The 15,554-nt window shown below is 71.8% G+C and carries 14 protein-coding genes and 1 riboswitch; of the genes, 10 read left to right on the top strand and 4 right to left on the bottom strand.

Features of this window, described 5'->3' with window-relative positions; all coding sequences use genetic code 11:
• The first annotated feature begins 22 nt into the window (after positions 1-22).
• The 3 genes from Raf01_RS49855 (at position 23) to gcvP (ending at position 5,494) form a co-directional block, all read left to right on the top strand.
• Positions 23-1,231 (top strand): RNA-guided endonuclease InsQ/TnpB family protein, encoded by a 1,209-nt coding sequence (locus Raf01_RS49855; protein WP_308442670.1) that lies wholly within the window; start codon positions 23-25, stop codon positions 1,229-1,231.
• A 21-nt stretch (positions 1,232-1,252) separates the two neighbouring features.
• The gene (locus Raf01_RS30035; protein WP_203921423.1) at positions 1,253-2,335 is read left to right on the top strand and encodes a hypothetical protein; all 1,083 of its coding nucleotides are present in this window, start codon (positions 1,253-1,255) and stop codon (positions 2,333-2,335) included.
• A 195-nt stretch (positions 2,336-2,530) separates the two neighbouring features.
• A riboswitch (glycine riboswitch) is annotated at positions 2,531-2,637 on the top strand.
• A gap of 70 nt (positions 2,638-2,707) precedes the next feature.
• The gene (gene gcvP, locus Raf01_RS30030) at positions 2,708-5,494 is read left to right on the top strand and encodes an aminomethyl-transferring glycine dehydrogenase (protein WP_203921422.1); all 2,787 of its coding nucleotides are present in this window, start codon (positions 2,708-2,710) and stop codon (positions 5,492-5,494) included.
• Between the two features lie 92 nt (positions 5,495-5,586).
• Here the strand turns inward: gcvP and Raf01_RS30025 are convergent, their stop codons facing one another.
• The gene (locus Raf01_RS30025; RefSeq protein ID WP_203921421.1) at positions 5,587-5,790 is read right to left on the bottom strand and encodes a DUF5999 family protein; all 204 of its coding nucleotides are present in this window, start codon (positions 5,788-5,790) and stop codon (positions 5,587-5,589) included.
• 156 nt (positions 5,791-5,946) lie between these two features.
• Between Raf01_RS30025 and Raf01_RS30020 the strand changes: the two genes are divergently transcribed.
• The gene (locus Raf01_RS30020; protein WP_239134041.1) at positions 5,947-7,230 is read left to right on the top strand and encodes a chorismate-binding protein; all 1,284 of its coding nucleotides are present in this window, start codon (positions 5,947-5,949) and stop codon (positions 7,228-7,230) included.
• Positions 7,231-7,236: 6 nt separating this feature from the next.
• Here Raf01_RS30020 and Raf01_RS30015 read toward each other — a convergent pair whose 3' ends face one another.
• Positions 7,237-8,232: a YihY/virulence factor BrkB family protein gene (locus Raf01_RS30015; protein WP_203921420.1), complete on the bottom strand. Its 996-nt coding sequence runs from the start codon at positions 8,230-8,232 to the stop codon at positions 7,237-7,239.
• A 100-nt stretch (positions 8,233-8,332) separates the two neighbouring features.
• Here Raf01_RS30015 and Raf01_RS30010 point away from each other — a divergent pair, with 100 nt between their 5' ends.
• Positions 8,333-8,791: a MarR family winged helix-turn-helix transcriptional regulator gene (locus Raf01_RS30010; protein ID WP_203921419.1), complete on the top strand. Its 459-nt coding sequence runs from the start codon at positions 8,333-8,335 to the stop codon at positions 8,789-8,791.
• A 102-nt stretch (positions 8,792-8,893) separates the two neighbouring features.
• Positions 8,894-9,310 (top strand): organic hydroperoxide resistance protein, encoded by a 417-nt coding sequence (locus Raf01_RS30005; RefSeq protein ID WP_203921418.1) that lies wholly within the window; start codon positions 8,894-8,896, stop codon positions 9,308-9,310.
• 181 nt (positions 9,311-9,491) lie between these two features.
• Here Raf01_RS30005 and Raf01_RS30000 read toward each other — a convergent pair whose 3' ends face one another.
• Positions 9,492-9,863 (bottom strand): TraR/DksA family transcriptional regulator, encoded by a 372-nt coding sequence (locus tag Raf01_RS30000; RefSeq protein ID WP_203921426.1) that lies wholly within the window; start codon positions 9,861-9,863, stop codon positions 9,492-9,494.
• Between the two features lie 263 nt (positions 9,864-10,126).
• Here Raf01_RS30000 and Raf01_RS29995 point away from each other — a divergent pair, with 263 nt between their 5' ends.
• The 4 genes from Raf01_RS29995 to treY all read left to right on the top strand — a co-directional run bounded on the left by Raf01_RS29995 (position 10,127) and on the right by treY (position 15,173).
• Complete coding sequence (locus tag Raf01_RS29995; protein WP_203921417.1) at positions 10,127-10,381, top strand: hypothetical protein; 255 nt, start codon at positions 10,127-10,129, stop codon at positions 10,379-10,381.
• 3 nt (positions 10,382-10,384) lie between these two features.
• Entirely contained in the window at positions 10,385-10,582 is a 198-nt protein-coding gene (locus Raf01_RS29990) for a hypothetical protein (protein WP_203921416.1), read from the top strand.
• Positions 10,583-10,791: 209 nt separating this feature from the next.
• Positions 10,792-12,903, top strand: coding sequence for a glycogen debranching protein GlgX (gene glgX / locus Raf01_RS29985; RefSeq protein ID WP_203921415.1), 2,112 nt, complete (start codon positions 10,792-10,794; stop codon positions 12,901-12,903).
• Positions 12,903-15,173: a malto-oligosyltrehalose synthase gene (gene treY / locus Raf01_RS29980; RefSeq protein ID WP_203921414.1), complete on the top strand. Its 2,271-nt coding sequence runs from the start codon at positions 12,903-12,905 to the stop codon at positions 15,171-15,173. Before glgX ends, treY begins: the two co-directional genes overlap by 1 nt.
• 57 nt (positions 15,174-15,230) lie before the next feature.
• Here treY and Raf01_RS29975 read toward each other — a convergent pair whose 3' ends face one another.
• On the bottom strand, positions 15,231-15,530 hold the full coding sequence (locus Raf01_RS29975) for a hypothetical protein (RefSeq protein WP_203921413.1): 300 nt from the start codon (positions 15,528-15,530) through the stop codon (positions 15,231-15,233).
• Positions 15,531-15,554 lie beyond the last annotated feature (24 nt).

Here is a 15,554-nt window from a genome sequence, read left to right as displayed (position 1 = left end):
GGCTGCGGATGGGACTGTTGAGGTGGTGGCGACGGGTCTGGCGTGGCGTGGTGAGGTGTGCGCGCAGGTGTTCGAGGAGGCTGCGCAGGATCTCGGGCGGGGCCTGGCCGCGTTCACCAACGGTCGCCGTGGTGGGGGTCGGCGGGTCGGGTTTCCCCGGTTCAGGCGCCGCAGCCGCACTGCGCCGTCGTTTCGGATCCGGCAGAAGAGTGACCGGGGCTGGCCGGGTATTCGGGTGGGTGAGGGTCATGCGCGGTCGGTGCGGTTGCCGAGGATCGGGGTGCTGCGGGTGCGGGAGGACACCCGCCGGTTGCGGCGGTTGCTGCGTACGGGCCGGGGTCGGGTGCTGTCCGCGACGGTCAGCCTCCGGGCCGGTCGGTGGGTGGTGGGGTTGACCGTGGAGGCGGCTGATCTACATCCCGCGGTGTGTCACCGGCCCCGCTCGGAGGGTGATATCGGTGGGTGGGTGGGGGTCGATCGGGGGTTGCACGCGTTCGTGGTCGCGGTGACCGCCGACGGTGATCAGGTGGTGCGGGAGCCGGATCCGCCGAAACCTCTGTTTCGGGCCGGTGGCCGGTTGCGGCGGTTGCAGCGGACGGTCAGCCGTAAACAGCGGGGTTCGCAGCATCGGCGTGCAGCGGTGGCTCGGCTGGGTCGGGCGCATGCCCGGGTGCGTCATGTTCGACAGCAGTATCTGCATCAGGTTGCCAACACGCTGGTCAAGACTCACGACCGGCTGGTGCTGGAGGACCTGCACATCCGTGGCTTGCTGCGTAACCGGCGGTTGGCCGCGGCGATCAGCGACGCCGCCTGGGCCCAGTTGGATCGGATTGTGTGCTACAAGCAGCAGTGGCGCGGCGGACAGGTCGAACACGCTTGGCGTTGGTTTCCGTCGACCCGCACCTGCAGCCGATGCGCCACGGTCGGCCCGAAGCTGCCGTTGTCGCAGCGAATGTTCGTCTGCGACGGGTGTGGGTACCGGGCCGACCGGGACCATAACGCGGCGATCAATCTCGCTGTCTGGGGCGAGCAGCACCACACCCAGATCCGGGACCCCGAGGTACGAGGCCCGGTCATCAACGCCTTCCGAGGGGCAGGCTCTGACCCACACCCAGGTGTGGGTGAAACCGACCCCGGTGACGGAGGAACCCCACCACCACATCCTCAGCGGTGCGGTGTCAGGGACGTCCGAGAAGGACGCTGTCAGACGAGTCAACAAACACGACTTTGAGACAGACCGTAGACTGCCCCGATGCGCCCCGCACGGCTGGTACCGGTCATCGTTCCGATCCTGGCCCTCACGGCCTGCTCCGCCGCGGCGGGGTCGAAACCGGCCGCCGGACTCGGTCCGATCACCATGCCGTCGGCGTCGTCTCCGTCGCCGGCGGTGTCCGGCGCGGTCCGTCTGGCGCCGCTCCCGTCGCCCAGCCCGTCGCCGGTGCGCACGTCCTCGCCCGCTGCCCCGGCCGCGTGCTCGATCTTCCCGGCCGACAACGTGTGGCACGCCGACGTCTCCAAGCTCCCGGTGGCTTCGAACTCCTCGACGCTGGTGGCCAGCATCGGCGCGAGCGCCGCCGTACACGCCGACTTCGGGTCGGGTACCTGGGACGGCGGGCCGATCGGGATCCCGGTCACGACCGTACCGGCGGGGCAGGCCACGGTGCGGGTCAGCTTCCAGTACGCGGACGAGAGCGACCCCGGCCCGTACCCGGTGCCGGCGAACGCGGCGATCGAAGGCGGCCCGTCCAGTACCGGCGACCGGCACGTGATCGTCTATGACCCGGCACACTGCCGGGACTACGAACTGTTCGCCGCCCGTCCGCTGTCCGGCGGCGCGTGGCAGGCCGGTTCCGGGGCGGTCTACGACCTGCGCGGCAACCGGCTGCGTACCGCCGGGTGGACGTCCGCGGACGCGGCCGGCCTGCCGATCCTGGCCGGGCTCGTCCGGTACCAGGAGGTGGCCGCGGGGCACATCGACCACGCGATCCGGATCACTGTGTCGCACAGCCGGAACTCGTACGTGTGGCCGGCCCGGCACGCGGCGTCGGATTCCTCGGACGCGTCGCTGCCGGCGATGGGCCTGCGGCTGCGGTTGAAGGCGAGTGTGTCGCTGGCCGGGCTGCCGGCGCAGGCCCGGGTGGTGGCGCGGGCGATGCAGCAGTACGGCGTGATCGTGGCGGACAACGGGTCGCCCTGGTACCTGTCCGGTGCACCGGATTCCCGGTGGGACAACGACGCGCTGCACGCCCTGGGCACGTTGACCGGCTCGGACTTCGAGGTCGTGAACACCAGCGGGCTGATGGTCAGCCCGAACTCGGCCCAGGTCCGGCACTAGCCGGGCGGGCACTAGCCGGGCGGCGCCGGCCCGGCCCTGCTCGGCAGCTTCGCCCGGCCCTGCTCAACGGCTTCGCCGCCCCGTTCAGCGGCTTCGCCGGGGCCGCGCACCGGTCTCGCCTCCCGTCGGCGTGGCGGGGGGCGCCGGGCCGGGGCGGCCTTCGCCAGCGGTCGCTGGTAGCGTGGAGATCGCCGATACGCCAGCGCGGGAGAGTCCGTCGGACCGGATCAACCGGGACCGGTGGCGCCGAAGGGGCAAATCCTCCCCGGAACCTCTCAGGCAAAAGGGACCGCGATCCTGGCAGGCACCTCTGGAGGGCACGACAGAGGGGGAGGGCGTAGACAACGGCCCGTCTCCCCCTGGAGCCAGATCATGAGCGACCTGCCCTTCGCCCGACGCCACATCGGCCCCGACCCGGATGCCATCCAGCGCATGCTCAGCGGCGTCGGGTACTCCTCGATCGAGGAGTTGATGGACGCCGCGATCCCGGAGTCCATCCGCTGGCACGGCACCCTGAACCTGCCGCCGGCCGCGACCGAGGCCGAGACGATCGCCGAACTGGACTCACTTGCTTCACGCAATAAAGTCCTGACGTCGATGATCGGCCTGGGCTACTACGGCACCCACACGCCGGCCGTCATCCGGCGCAACGTCCTGGAGAACCCGGCCTGGTACACCGCCTACACGCCGTACCAGCCGGAGATCAGCCAGGGGCGGCTCGAGGCCCTGCTGAACTTCCAGACGATGGTGTCCGACCTGACCGGTCTGGCCACGGCGAACGCATCGATGCTCGACGAGGGTACCGCCGCGGCGGAAGCGATGACGCTGACACGCCGGAGCACCAAGGTGCCGTCCGTTGTCTATGTCGTCGACGCGGACACGCTGCCGCAGACGGTGGCGGTGCTGCGCACCCGGGCGCTGCCGCTGGGCATCGACATCCGAGTGGTGGACCTGGACACCGAGAGCCTGCCCGACGAGTTCTTCGGCCTGCACCTGCAGTACCCCGGCGCCAGCGGCGCGATCCGCGACCACACCGCGCTGATCGAGGCGGCTCACGCCCGAGGCGCGCTGGTCACCGTGGCGGCCGACCTGCTGGCCCTGACTCTGCTGCGCGCGCCCGGCGAGGCCGGTGCGGACGTCGCGGTCGGTACGACGCAGCGGTTCGGGGTACCGATGGGCTTCGGCGGTCCGCACGCCGGCTACCTGGCGGTACGCACGGGCCTGGAGCGCGGCCTACCCGGCCGGCTGGTCGGAGTGTCCCGGGACGCCGACGGCGCACCCGCCTACCGGCTCGCCCTGCAGACGCGCGAGCAGCACATCCGGCGCGAGAAGGCGACCAGCAACATCTGCACCGCCCAGGTGCTGCTCGCGGTGATGGCCAGCATGTACGCGGTCTACCACGGCCCGGACGGGCTGCGCGCGATCGCCGGCCGGGTCGCCGGCCGGGCCGCCGCGCTCGCCCGCGGGCTGCGTGCCGGGGGCGTGACGTTGGCCCACGACGCGTTCTTCGACACGGTCACGGCGGTCGTGCCCGGCCGCGCCGCGCAGGTAGTGGCCGCCGCCGAGGCGGCCGGGGTCAACCTGCGCCTGGTCGACTCGGACCGGGTCGGCATCGCCTGCGACGAGACCACCACCGAGGAGCACCTGCGGTCGGTGTGGGGCGCGTTCGGCGTCGACGCCGTCGCGACCGAGGCCGGCGGCGCGGTGCCGGTGGAACTGCTGCGCACCGGGCCGTTCCTGGAGCACCCGGTGTTCGCGAGCCACCGCAGCGAGACCGCGATGCTGCGGTACCTGCGCCGGCTCGCGGACAAGGACTACGCGCTGGACCGCGGCATGATTCCGCTGGGCTCCTGCACGATGAAGCTCAACGCGACCACCGAGATGGAACCGATCACCTGGCCGGCGTTCGCCAACCTGCACCCGTTCGCGCCGGAGCACCAGGTGGCCGGGTACCGCGAGCTGATCACTGGGCTGGAGACCTGGCTCGCCGAGGTGACCGGGTACGACGCGGTCAGCCTGGCGCCCAACGCGGGGTCCCAGGGTGAGCTGGCCGGGCTGCTGGCGATCCGCGAGTACCACCAGTCCCGCGGCGACCACGGCCGGGACGTGTGCCTGATTCCGTCGTCGGCGCACGGCACCAACGCGGCCAGTGCGGTGATGGCCGGCATGCGGGTGGTCGTGGTGGCCTGCGACGTGGACGGCAACGTGGACCTCGCCGACCTGGACCGCAAGATTACGGCGAACGCCGACAAGCTGGCCGCGATCATGGTGACGTACCCGTCCACCCACGGCGTGTACGAGACCGGGATCGCCGAGCTGTGCGCGAAGGTGCACGACGCGGGCGGCCAGGTGTACGTCGACGGGGCGAACCTCAACGCGCTGCTCGGGTACGCCCGACCAGGCCGGTTCGGCGCCGACGTGTCCCACCTGAACCTGCACAAGACGTTCTGCATCCCGCACGGCGGCGGCGGGCCCGGCGTCGGGCCGGTCGCGGTGCGCTCGCACCTGGCCGGGCACCTACCCGAGGCGATCGCGTCGGCGCCGTACGGTTCGGCCGGCATCCTGCCGATCCCGTGGGCGTACCTGCGGATGATGGGCCCGGACGGACTGGTGGCGGCGACCGGTGTCGCGGTGCTCGCGGCGAACTACGTGGCGACCCGGCTGCGCGACCACTACCCGGTGCTCTACGCGGGCAACAAGGGCCTGGTCGCGCACGAGTGCATCCTCGATCTACGGCCGATGACGAAGGCGACCGGGGTCACCGTGGACGACGTGGCCAAGCGCCTCATCGACTACGGCTTCCACGCGCCGACGATGTCGTTCCCGGTGGCCGGGACGCTGATGGTCGAGCCGACGGAGTCCGAGGATCTCGGGGAGCTGGACCGGTTCGTCGAGGCGATGATCGCGATCCGGGCGGAGATCGACTCCGTGGGTCGGGGGGAGTGGCCGGCGGGCGACAATCCGCTGGCGAACGCGCCGCACACCGCGGCGGCGCTCACCGCTGACGCGTGGAAGCACCCGTACCCGCGGTCGGTGGCGGCCTACCCGGCCGGTACCACGGAGGGGAAGTACTGGCCGCCGGTGCGGCGCATCGACGGCGCGTACGGCGACCGGAACCTGGTGTGTTCCTGCCCGCCGCCGGAAGCGTTCGCCGAGTAGCTCACCGTGACGCCGCCGGTCGCGACCCGGCCGGCGGCTGGGTCGCACACATGACCGGGCGGCGTCGAGCCGTCCGGTCGGGGTTCACGCCCTCAGGCGTGGCAGAGCGTGTGCGGCGCGGGACCGCGGTGCGGAGCCACGCTGCTTCCGTCGGGAAGCAGCTCACCGGTGTCCTCGAAGAGGATCACGCCGTTGCAGAGAAGGCTCCAGCCCTGCTCCGGGAACGAGGCCACGACACGGGACGCGTCCCGGTCGATCGCGTCGGCTGGCGGACAGGGTGGCTTGTGCTGGCACATCAGGGGGCTCCGGGCGGTACAGCTAGGTATGGGAGACGGGGGTGAGTATGTGGGCGGTTGTGGCAACCCTCACATGACCAGTGACGCACGCTACCCTGCCGGACGACGCCGTTTCGAGCAGGTAACGGCTCCTCACCGAAAGAATCAACCCTTCGGATGACTATTCTCGATCCACTCGTACTAGGTATGCCGGACGCGCTGTCCGATAAAGCACCCGGCGCGCCGTCTGAGTGTGCGGATACCGTTCGGGAGCGCTCCCGGCTGGAGTGGCGGATCGGTGACTCCGGCGATCCCGCGGCGTTACTGTGCGCGTTCCTCGACGACCTGGGCCTGGCAACCGGCGACCTGAGCGTGGCGACCGGCGACCTGAGCGTGGCGACCGGCGGCCTGAGCGTGCCGGCCGGCGACCCGGCCGGGCGGCTGGGGCAGCCGGGGCGGCCGGCGGGCTCGGCCTGCCGGGACGGCGACCTGTGCGGCGCGGCCGTCTTCGTGTCCGCCGCGGCGTCGGCGGTCATGATCGGGGCCGATCCCGGGCCGGCGAACCCGGCCGAGGGACTGCCGGATCTGGTCGCGATCGGGTACGGGCACGATCGGGTACCGGCCCGGATCCGCGGCACCGTACCGGCGGCCGGCTGGCGGCTGGGTCCGTGGCGGCCCAGTTGGACCCGGGAGCAGCACGCGGCGGCGGTACGGCGGGTACGCGAGGCGATCGGCCGGGGCGACGTGTACCAGGTGAATGTCGTCGGGCATGCCAGCGCTGGGTACGAGGGAGACCCGATGCCGGCCCTGCGCCGGGTCGCCGCGCTGCCCGGAGCCCGGTACGGCGGCGTGCTGAGCGGGCGGGGCTGGGCGATCGCCTGCGCGTCCCCGGAGACGCTGGTGCGGGTCGCCGGCGGCCGGGTGAGCACCTGCCCGATCAAGGGCACCCGGCCGGCGACCCCGGCCGGTCGCGCCGAGTTACTGGCCTCGGACAAGGAACGCGCCGAGCACGTGATGATCGTCGACCTAGCCCGCAACGACCTGTCGCGGGTGGCCGGTACCGGATCGGTGCGGGTCGACGAGCTGTACGCGGTGCGCCGGTGGTGCGACCTGTGGCAGGCGACCTCGACGGTCTCGGCCGCGCTGGCGCCCGGGGCCGGGCTCGCCGACCTGCTGCGGGCGCTGTGCCCGGGCGGCTCAGTGACCGGAGCGCCGAAGCGTGCGGCGATGGAGGAGATCGCGGCGATGGAGCCGGTCGGGCGGGGGGCCAGCATGGGCGCCCTGGGCTGGATCGCCCCGGGCAGCCTCGATCTGGGGCTGACCATCCGAACGGTGGCGGTGGACGGGCGGCGGGCACACGTCTGGGCCGGCGGCGGCATCACCTGGGGCAGCGACCCGGAGGCCGAGGTCGACGAGGCGGCCGCGAAGGCAGGACCGATCCTGGCAGCGTTGCGCGGCTGACCGCTCTCACGTCGGCGGGTCCATCGGCGGCAGATCGCGCCGGCCGGGCTCACTGAACCGTACGCTGACGTCCTGTTCCTCCTTGGGACGGCGCCGGGCCTGCCAGGCGTACGCGCGCAGGCACTCGCGGTCGGCGCGGGTCAGCGGCGGGGGCACCACGCTGCGCGGCCACAGCCCCCGTACCCGTACCACGTCCGACTCGACCGCCAGCAGGGTCAGCTGCGCCTGCAGGTGCAGCCAGGCCAGCAGGCCGATGACGACGCCGAACGTGCTGTACAGCGCCTGGGCGTGCCGTACCTGGTGGGCGACGAGCAGGGTACCCAGAGCCAGCAGCACCTGCCAGAGCACCGCCGAGATCAGGGCGGACCGGGCGAAGTCCCGCAGCGGCACGACCCGCACGGTGGCCAGCCGGAACGCGAGCAGGAAGATCCCGATGTTGATCACCGCCGAGGCGACGAACGCCACGGACCGCAGGAACAGGCCGATCGAGCTGGTGGCGCTCCCGATGCCGGACAGCAGGCCGGTGATCAGCACGGCGGCGCCCACCGAGAACAGCAGCGGAATGCCCCGGATGGACGCGGTGACGAAGTTGGGGCGGTGCGCGTACGGCACGTTCCACACCGTGTTCATCGCGTTCTGGATGGCGATGGCCACCCCGCGCGCGCCCCAGAGGGTGAGCAGGACGGCGAAGGCCAGCACGTACCAGTGGCCGCGCAGCCCGTTGGACCGCAGCTGCTGGCCGACCACCGGGAACTCGACGAGCGCGGAGTGCAGCAGCTCCTGTTGGAGTCCGGGGTTGCTGCGCAGCGCGTAGCCGAGCAGCGAGGTGAACACCAGGAGCAGCGGGAACACCGACAGGAACGCGTAGTAGGTCAGCAGCGCGGCGAGGTTGGCGCCGTTGTCCTCCTGGTACTTCTTGATCACCGCGTACGGGTAGCCGGCCCAGCCCCAGCGCTGCTGGGCTCGGTCGATCGGGCCCAGCAGCCTGCCGACCACGTCCATGGGCCTGGGGTTCCCCTCTGCGGTCACGTCAACCGCCGGCCGGGCGAAGGGGGCGGTCGAATGGTTGCGCACAACCAAATTGCGTCCTATCTTTGAGGTCATGGGAACTGACCTGCGGCTGAGCCGGCAACTGTGCTTCGCTCTCTACGCGGCCTCCCGCGCCACGATCAACGTGTACCGGCCGATCCTCGACTCGCTCGGCCTGACCTACCCGCAGTACCTGGTCCTGCTTGTGCTCTGGGAGCGCGGCGACACCACGGTCAAGGCGCTGGGCGACGAGCTGATGCTCGACTCCGGCACCCTGTCCCCGTTGCTGAAGCGGATGGAGTCCGCCGGCCTGGTGCGCCGGGTGAGGCGCCCGGAGGACGAGCGGTCGGTGCTGGTGAGCCTCACCGAGGCGGGCACCGCGCTGCGCGAGCGTGTCGGCTCGGTGCCGACCACCCTGGCGACGGCCACCGGGCTCGGCGAGGCCGAGGCCGGGCAGCTGCGTGACCGGCTGGTCGCGCTGACCGAGGCGATCCAATCACCCCAGGCGACCGGTCTGGCTCGGCGTGTCTGACGCCGGGCAAACGACCCAGGCCAGTCCCGATCGGTCCGGCTCGGCGCGTCTGACGCCGCGCAACGACCCGGACCAGCCGTCGACTACGGAAAGGCGATCATCATGAAGGTGCTGTATACGGCGGAGGCCAACTCCATCGGCGACGGGCGCAGCGGGAAGGTCGCGACGACCGACGGCCTGTTCGAGGCCGACCTCGCGGTGCCGGTCGAGATGGGCGGGCCGGGCGGCGGCAACAACCCGGAGCAGCTGTTCGCCGCCGGGTACGCGGCCTGCTTCCACTCGGCGCTCCGGCTGGTCGGGCGCCGGGAGGGCGCCGACGTCGAGGGCTCCGAGGTCACGGCCCGGGTGGGGCTCGGCCCGAACGGCTCCGGGGGCTTCGCCCTGACCGTGCAGCTGCTGGTCCACCTGCCCGGGGTGGAGCACGATCAGGCGCAGCGGCTGGCCGAGCAGGCACACCAGGTGTGCCCGTACTCGAACGCGACCCGCGGCAACATCGACGTGACGCTGACGGTGCGCTGACCGCGAAACGGGGTGTCCTCCTACGGCGGGTCAGACCGCCGCACGAGGACACCCCGCCGGTCGCTCAGGCAGTGTTAGCGCGGGCCTGTGCTCGCCTCCGCCACAAGACGGCTCCGGCTCCGCTCAGGCTGTGTGATCTGGGCCTGTGCTCGCCTCCGCCACAAACCGGCTCCGGCTCCGCTCAGGCGACTCGGCGCTCGGCCAGCTGCTGGCAGGACACGCAGGATGTGGCCGACGGGAACACCGCGAGCCGCTCGACCGCGATCGCTGAACCGCACCGTTCACACCAGCCGTACCCGCCGTCACGCAGCCGCACCAGGGCGTACTCGACCTGGCGGCGACGCTCACCGATGCTGTGGATCAGAGACAGCGCGCGCTCCCGCTCCGACGCCTTGGTGCCGCTGTCGATCTCGTCGTCGCCGGCCCGGTCGGTGTTCTGCTCCCGGCGCATCGCCTCGACGGCGACGGTCGCCTCGTCGTACTCCGCGCACAGCTCGTCGTAGCGCTCCTGCAGCAGCGACCGGATCTGCTCAGTCTCCTCCTCGCTGCGCACGCCCCGCTCGGCGGTTGCCGTGCCCGTCCGGCCGGTTCTCTGGTTCTGACTCTTACTTCGCACGGACCCCACCGCGACCTTTCGTGTGCCCCCGACGGATCTGGTTCGGCGCCAGCCGGGTGGTACCGGGCGGCGCCGCGAAGCCCGCCATACCCGCACTGGAGACGACCAAAACACCCAGATCGGGGGGTCGGGCGGGGGGATTGGCCGGCGGATCGTGGGGGTACCAGGCGAGTCACGCGATTTTGCTGGGGAGGCGAATGATGCCCAATGAAACGTCGTCCATCACGATCGCCCTGGTGCTGCTGATGTGGGCGCTCGGCGTACTGGCGCTCCTGGGAACCGTGGTCTGGTCGCGGGCGCATCCGGGCCGGTTGGCACAGTGGGCGCGGCGGCACAGCGTGCGGGCCCCGCAGCGGATGGCCGCACAGCCTGTGGCCTCGCAGCGGATGGCGCCACAGCGAATGGCTCCGCAACGCGCCGCGTCGCCTGGTACATCCGTACGAAGGACGTGGTAGCCGGTGGGTGAGCAGCCGGCCCGCCCGGACAGGCGCCGGCTGCCCCGCTCGGACGAGGACGAGCTGGACGGGCAGGATTTCGCCGACGAGCACTCCGACCTGACCCACGCCGATCAGCTGCGCGGGGGCCCGGAACGGGCGGTGGACGAGGCGGTGCCGTCCGGGCTGGCCGGGCAGGATCCGGACGACACCTCCAGGTAGACGACGCCTCCAGGTAGAAGACACCGCCAGGTAGGTGCCGGACGGCCACTCGCGGGCAGTCACTCGCGGGCAGTCACGAGCAGACCGGATTGGTGAGATCCGCCAGCGGGTAGAAGCTGTAGCGGGCGCCGGCACGTACGCCGGCGGCCCGCTGTCGTGTCCGTGGGACGCGACAGCGGCGTGTACGGCCCCCGACGGTGGGAGTGACGATGCAGCTGTGGCCGGGTGAGCGCTACCCGATGGGTGCGACCTACGACGGCACCGGCACCAATTTCGCGATCTTCTCCGAGGTCGCCGACAGCGTCGAACTGTGCCTGTTCGACGAGGCGGACAACGAGGAGCGGGTCGCCCTGACCGAGGTGGACGCGTTCGTCTGGCACGGGTTCGTGCCGGGCGTCGGTCCCGGGGCGCGCTACGGCTTCCGGGTGCACGGGTCGTACGACCCGGCTCGGGGGCTGCGGTGCAATCCGCACAAGCTCCTGCTCGACCCGTACGCCAAGGCGATCGACGGGCAGGTGCGCTGGGACCCGGCACTGTACGGGTACGAGCTGGACGCGCCGGAGCGGATGTCGACGCGCGACTCGGCGCCGTTCATGCCCCGGTCGGTGGTCACCAACCCGTACTTCGACTGGGGCAGCGACCGGCTGCCCCGGGTGCCGTACCACCACACGGTCATCTACGAGGCCCACGTCAAGGGGCTGACCATGATCCACCCCGGCATCCCGGAGGAGCTGCGCGGCACGTACGCCGGCCTGGCCCACCCCGTGATGATCGACTACCTGAAGCGGCTCGGGATCACCGCCGTGGAGCTGATGCCGGTGCACGAGTTCGTGCACGACGACCGGCTGGTCGCCGAGGGGCTGGCCAACTACTGGGGGTACAACACCGTCGGGTACTTCGCCCCGCATCAGGCGTACGCGTCGCTGGGCAAGCTCGGCCAGCAGGTGCAGGAGTTCCGCGGCATGGTCAAGGCGCTGCACGCCGCGGGCATCGAGGTGATCCTCGACGTGGTCTACAACCACACCGCGGAGGGCAGCCACCTCGGTCCGACGCTGTCCCTGCGCGGCATCGACAACCGCCAGTACTACCGGCTGCGGGAGGACGACCTCGGGCTGTACGTGGACACCACGGGCTGCGGCAACAGCCTCAACGCCGGGAGCCCGCAGAGCCTCCAACTGATCATGGACTCGCTGCGGTACTGGGTGCAGGAGATGCACGTCGACGGGTTCCGGTTCGACCTGGCCGCGTCGCTGGCCCGGGACTTCTACGAAGTCGACCGGCTGGCCACGTTCTTCGAGGTCGTCCAGCAGGACCCGGTGGTGAGCACGGTCAAGTTGATCGCCGAGCCATGGGACATCGGGCCGGGCGGGTACCAGGTGGGCAACTTCCCGCCGCTGTGGATGGAGTGGAACGGCAAGTACCGGGACACCACCCGGGACCTGTGGCGGGGGGAGCCGGCCACGCTGGCCGAGTTCGCCAGCCGGATCTGCGGCTCCGCCGACCTCTACCAGGACGACGGCCGCAAACCGGTCTCCAGCGTCAACTTCGTCACCGCCCACGACGGGTTCACGCTGACCGACCTGGTCTCGTACAACGAAAAGCACAACGAGGCCAACGGCGAGGACAACCGCGACGGGGAGAGCCACAACCGGTCCTGGAACTGCGGGGTGGAGGGCCCGACCGACGACCCGGACATCCTCGCGCTGCGGGCCCGGCAGCGGCGCAACCTCATGGCCACCCTGCTGCTGTCCCAGGGCGTACCGATGATCAGCCACGGCGACGAGCTGGGCCGAACTCAACACGGCAACAACAATGCCTACTGCCAGGACAGCTCGTTGACCTGGATGGACTGGGACGGCGCCGACGAGCGGATGCTGGAGTTCACCCGGCGGCTGATCGAGTTCCGCCGGGCGCACCGGGTGTTCCACCGCCGGCACTTCTACACCGGCCGGCCGGTGCGGCGGCAGGCCGGCGCGCCGATCCCGGACCTGGAGTGGTTCACGTTCGACGGGAGACAGATGACCGACGACGACTGGGAGACCGACTTCGGCCGGTCGGTGGCCCTGTTCCTCAACGGCGACGGGATCAACGAGCGCGGCTCCCGCGGCGAGCGCTACACCGACGACTCGTTTCTGGTCTTCTTCAACGCCTCGGAGATCCTGCTGGACTTCGTGGTCCCCGGGCAGGAGTACGGCGACAAGTGGCAGGTTCTGATCGACACGGTGAACCCGGATCCGGCGGCCGACCCGGCCGTGGTGCCGGCGGGCGGGCGGATCCCGGTCCTCGAGCGGTCGCTGATGGTGCTCGGGCGGATGGTCTGATGGTGGCCCCGACCGGTCTGACGCTGCCCTCGACGACGTACCGGGTGCAGGTCCGTCCCGACTTCGACCTGGCGGCCACGGCCGAAATCGTGGACTACCTCGCCGGGCTCGGGGTCAGCCACCTGTACAGTGCCCCGCTGCTGGCCGCTGCGCCCGGCTCCAGCCACGGGTACGACGTGGTGGACCACAGCCGGGTCAACCCGGAGCTGGGCGGCCCGCACGCGCTGGAGGCGCTGGTCGACCGGCTGCGGGGCGCCGGGATGGGCCTGGTCGTGGACATCGTGCCCAACCACGCCGGGGTGGCCGTACCGGACGCGAACCCGGCCTGGTGGAGCGTGCTGCGCGAGGGGCGGGAGTCGCCGTACGCGAGCTGGTTCGACATCGACTGGTCGCGCGGGCGGCTGCTGCTGCCGGTGCTCGGCGACGAGCCGGAGCCGCTGGACGCCCTGAAGCTGGTCGACGGCGAGCTGCGCTACGAGGGCCTGCGGTACCCGGTGGCACCCGGTACGGAGGGCGCCAATGCCCGCCGGGTGCACGACGCCCAGCGCTACGAGCTGATCTCGGGCCGCCGGGGCAACGCGGAGGTCAACTACCGGCGGTTCTTCGCGGTGTCGACGCTGGCCGCGCTGCGGGTGGAGAACCCGGCGGTGTTCGACGCGACCCACGCCGAGGTGCTTCGCTGGTACCGGCGGGGATGGGTGGACGGCATCCGGATCGACCACCCGGACGGGCTGACCGACCCCGCCGGGTACCTGCGCCGGTTGCGCGAGGCGGCACCGGACGCCTGGCTGGTGGTGGAGAAGATCCTGGAACGTGGCGAGCAGCTGCCCGACTGGCCGGTCGCCGGCACCACCGGGTACGAGGCGTGCAACGACGTGTGCGGGGTGTTCGTCGACCCGGCCGGTGAGGCGCCGCTGACCGCCCTGGCGCCGGACCGCGGCTGGCTCCAGGTGGCCCGGCAGGCCCGGTACGAGGTGGCGACCACACTGCTGGCCGCCGAGCTGTCCCGATTGGCCCGGCTGGCACCGGACGTGCCGGCCGCGGCCGCCGCCCTGGCACAACTGGCCTCCCGCTTCCCGGTGTACCGCTCCTACCTGCCCGACACCAAGGCGCTGGACTGGGCGCTGCGCGAGACGTACCAGGGCCGGCCGGACCTGGGCAGCGTCCTGACCGTACTGGCGCCCCGGCTGCGCGACCCGGCCGATCCGCTGGCGGTACGGTTCCAGCAGTACACCGGTGCCGTGCTGGCCAAGGGTGTGGAGGACACCGCGATGTACCGGTGGACCCGCTTCGTGGCCCGCAACGAGGTGGGCGGCACGCCGGACCGGTTCGCCGTCGGCATCGAGGACTTCCACACCGCGACCGTCGGCCGGCACCGGCGCTGGCCGCGCGCGATGACCACGCTGTCCACCCACGACACCAAGCGCTCGGAGGACGTCCGCGCCCGGCTGGCCGTGCTCGCCGAGATGCCCGAGGAGTGGCTGCTGACCCAGGCGCGGTGGAGCACAGCGGCGCCACTGGACGACCTGGCGCTGGTCCGGCTGCTCTGGCAGACAGTGGCCGGTACCTGGCCGATCGAGCGCGACCGGCTGCAGGCGTACCTGCTCAAGGCCGCCCGGGAGGCGTCCACGCGCACGTCCTGGGAGCACCCGGACACCCGGTTCGAGGCCGGCATGGCGGCGGCGGTCGACGCGGCGTACGACAACCGGTCCCTGCGTACCGACATCGACGCGTTCGTCGCCGGCATCACCCCGTACGGCTGGTCCAACTCGCTCGGCCAGAAGCTGCTCCAGCTGGCGATGCCCGGGGTGCCGGACACATACCAGGGCACCGAGCTGTGGGACAACTCGCTGGTCGATCCGGACAACCGGCGACCGGTCGACTTCGCCCACCGGCGGGCGCTGCTGGCCCGGCTCGACGACGGCTGGCTGCCCCCGGTCGACGAGACCGGGGCGGCGAAGCTGCTGGTGGTCAGCCGGACCCTGCGCCTGCGCCGGGACCAGCCGCAGCGCTTCGGCGGGTACGCGCCGGTCGGCGCACGCGGGCCGGCGGCCGGGCACCTGATCGGGTTCGACCGGGGCGGAGCGGTCGCGGTGGCGACCCGGCTGCCGGTGCGGCTGCGCAGGCGCGGCGGGTGGGCCGAGACCGTCCTGCCGCTGCGCCCGGGAACCTGGACCGACGCGCTGACCGGGGCCGAGTTCACGGCGCAGGCGCCCCGGGTGGCCGACATCCTGGCCCGCTATCCGGTGGCCCTGCTGGTGCACTCCTGAACCGTCGGCCTCGTCCGGCCCGGACGGATCGGCCAGCCGCGCGGTAGTCCGTGGCGGTCAGGCGCGGCGTGAGCCGGCCGCGATCGGGTCGGGATCGTTCTGCTGGTACCCCGTCTGCTGGTACTCGGTCTGCTGGCAGCGGGTGGTCAGCTCGAGCAGGTGCTCCCGGCTGCAGGCGGTCAGCAGCCGCCACCCGTCGAGCGCCGGCTCGTTCGGCCGTACCACGGCGGCGTCGGCGACCAGCCCGCAGACCCGTTCCTCGGCCACGCTCACGCCGCACAGCTCGCACCGGTCGGCCGGCGCGTCGGTCGGCTCGCTGCTGTGGCGGCGCGGGCGGAACCAACCTCGAACATCCATACCTCCTGTCTACGTCGCCCCCGA

This window comes from Rugosimonospora africana (assembly GCF_016862975.1).
In the GTDB taxonomy this organism is placed as follows: Bacteria; Actinomycetota; Actinomycetes; order Mycobacteriales; family Micromonosporaceae; genus Rugosimonospora; species Rugosimonospora africana.
The sequence above is the reverse complement of the archived record's forward strand: the minus strand, read 5'-3'. Positions and strand labels throughout refer to the sequence as shown.

Coding starts and splice junctions, on each gene's coding strand:
- Raf01_RS30035 (WP_203921423.1), top strand. CDS start 1,253: ATGCGCCCCGCACGGCTGGTACCGGTCATCGTTCCGATCCTGGCCCTC.
- gcvP (WP_203921422.1), top strand. CDS start 2,708: ATGAGCGACCTGCCCTTCGCCCGACGCCACATCGGCCCCGACCCGGAT.
- Raf01_RS30025 (WP_203921421.1), bottom strand. CDS start 5,790: ATGTGCCAGCACAAGCCACCCTGTCCGCCAGCCGACGCGATCGACCGG.
- Raf01_RS30020 (WP_239134041.1), top strand. CDS start 5,947: ATGACTATTCTCGATCCACTCGTACTAGGTATGCCGGACGCGCTGTCC.
- Raf01_RS30015 (WP_203921420.1), bottom strand. CDS start 8,232: ATGGACGTGGTCGGCAGGCTGCTGGGCCCGATCGACCGAGCCCAGCAG.
- Raf01_RS30010 (WP_203921419.1), top strand. CDS start 8,333: ATGGGAACTGACCTGCGGCTGAGCCGGCAACTGTGCTTCGCTCTCTAC.
- Raf01_RS30005 (WP_203921418.1), top strand. CDS start 8,894: ATGAAGGTGCTGTATACGGCGGAGGCCAACTCCATCGGCGACGGGCGC.
- Raf01_RS29995 (WP_203921417.1), top strand. CDS start 10,127: ATGCCCAATGAAACGTCGTCCATCACGATCGCCCTGGTGCTGCTGATG.
- glgX (WP_203921415.1), top strand. CDS start 10,792: ATGCAGCTGTGGCCGGGTGAGCGCTACCCGATGGGTGCGACCTACGAC.
- treY (WP_203921414.1), top strand. CDS start 12,903: ATGGTGGCCCCGACCGGTCTGACGCTGCCCTCGACGACGTACCGGGTG.
- Raf01_RS29975 (WP_203921413.1), bottom strand. CDS start 15,530: ATGGATGTTCGAGGTTGGTTCCGCCCGCGCCGCCACAGCAGCGAGCCG.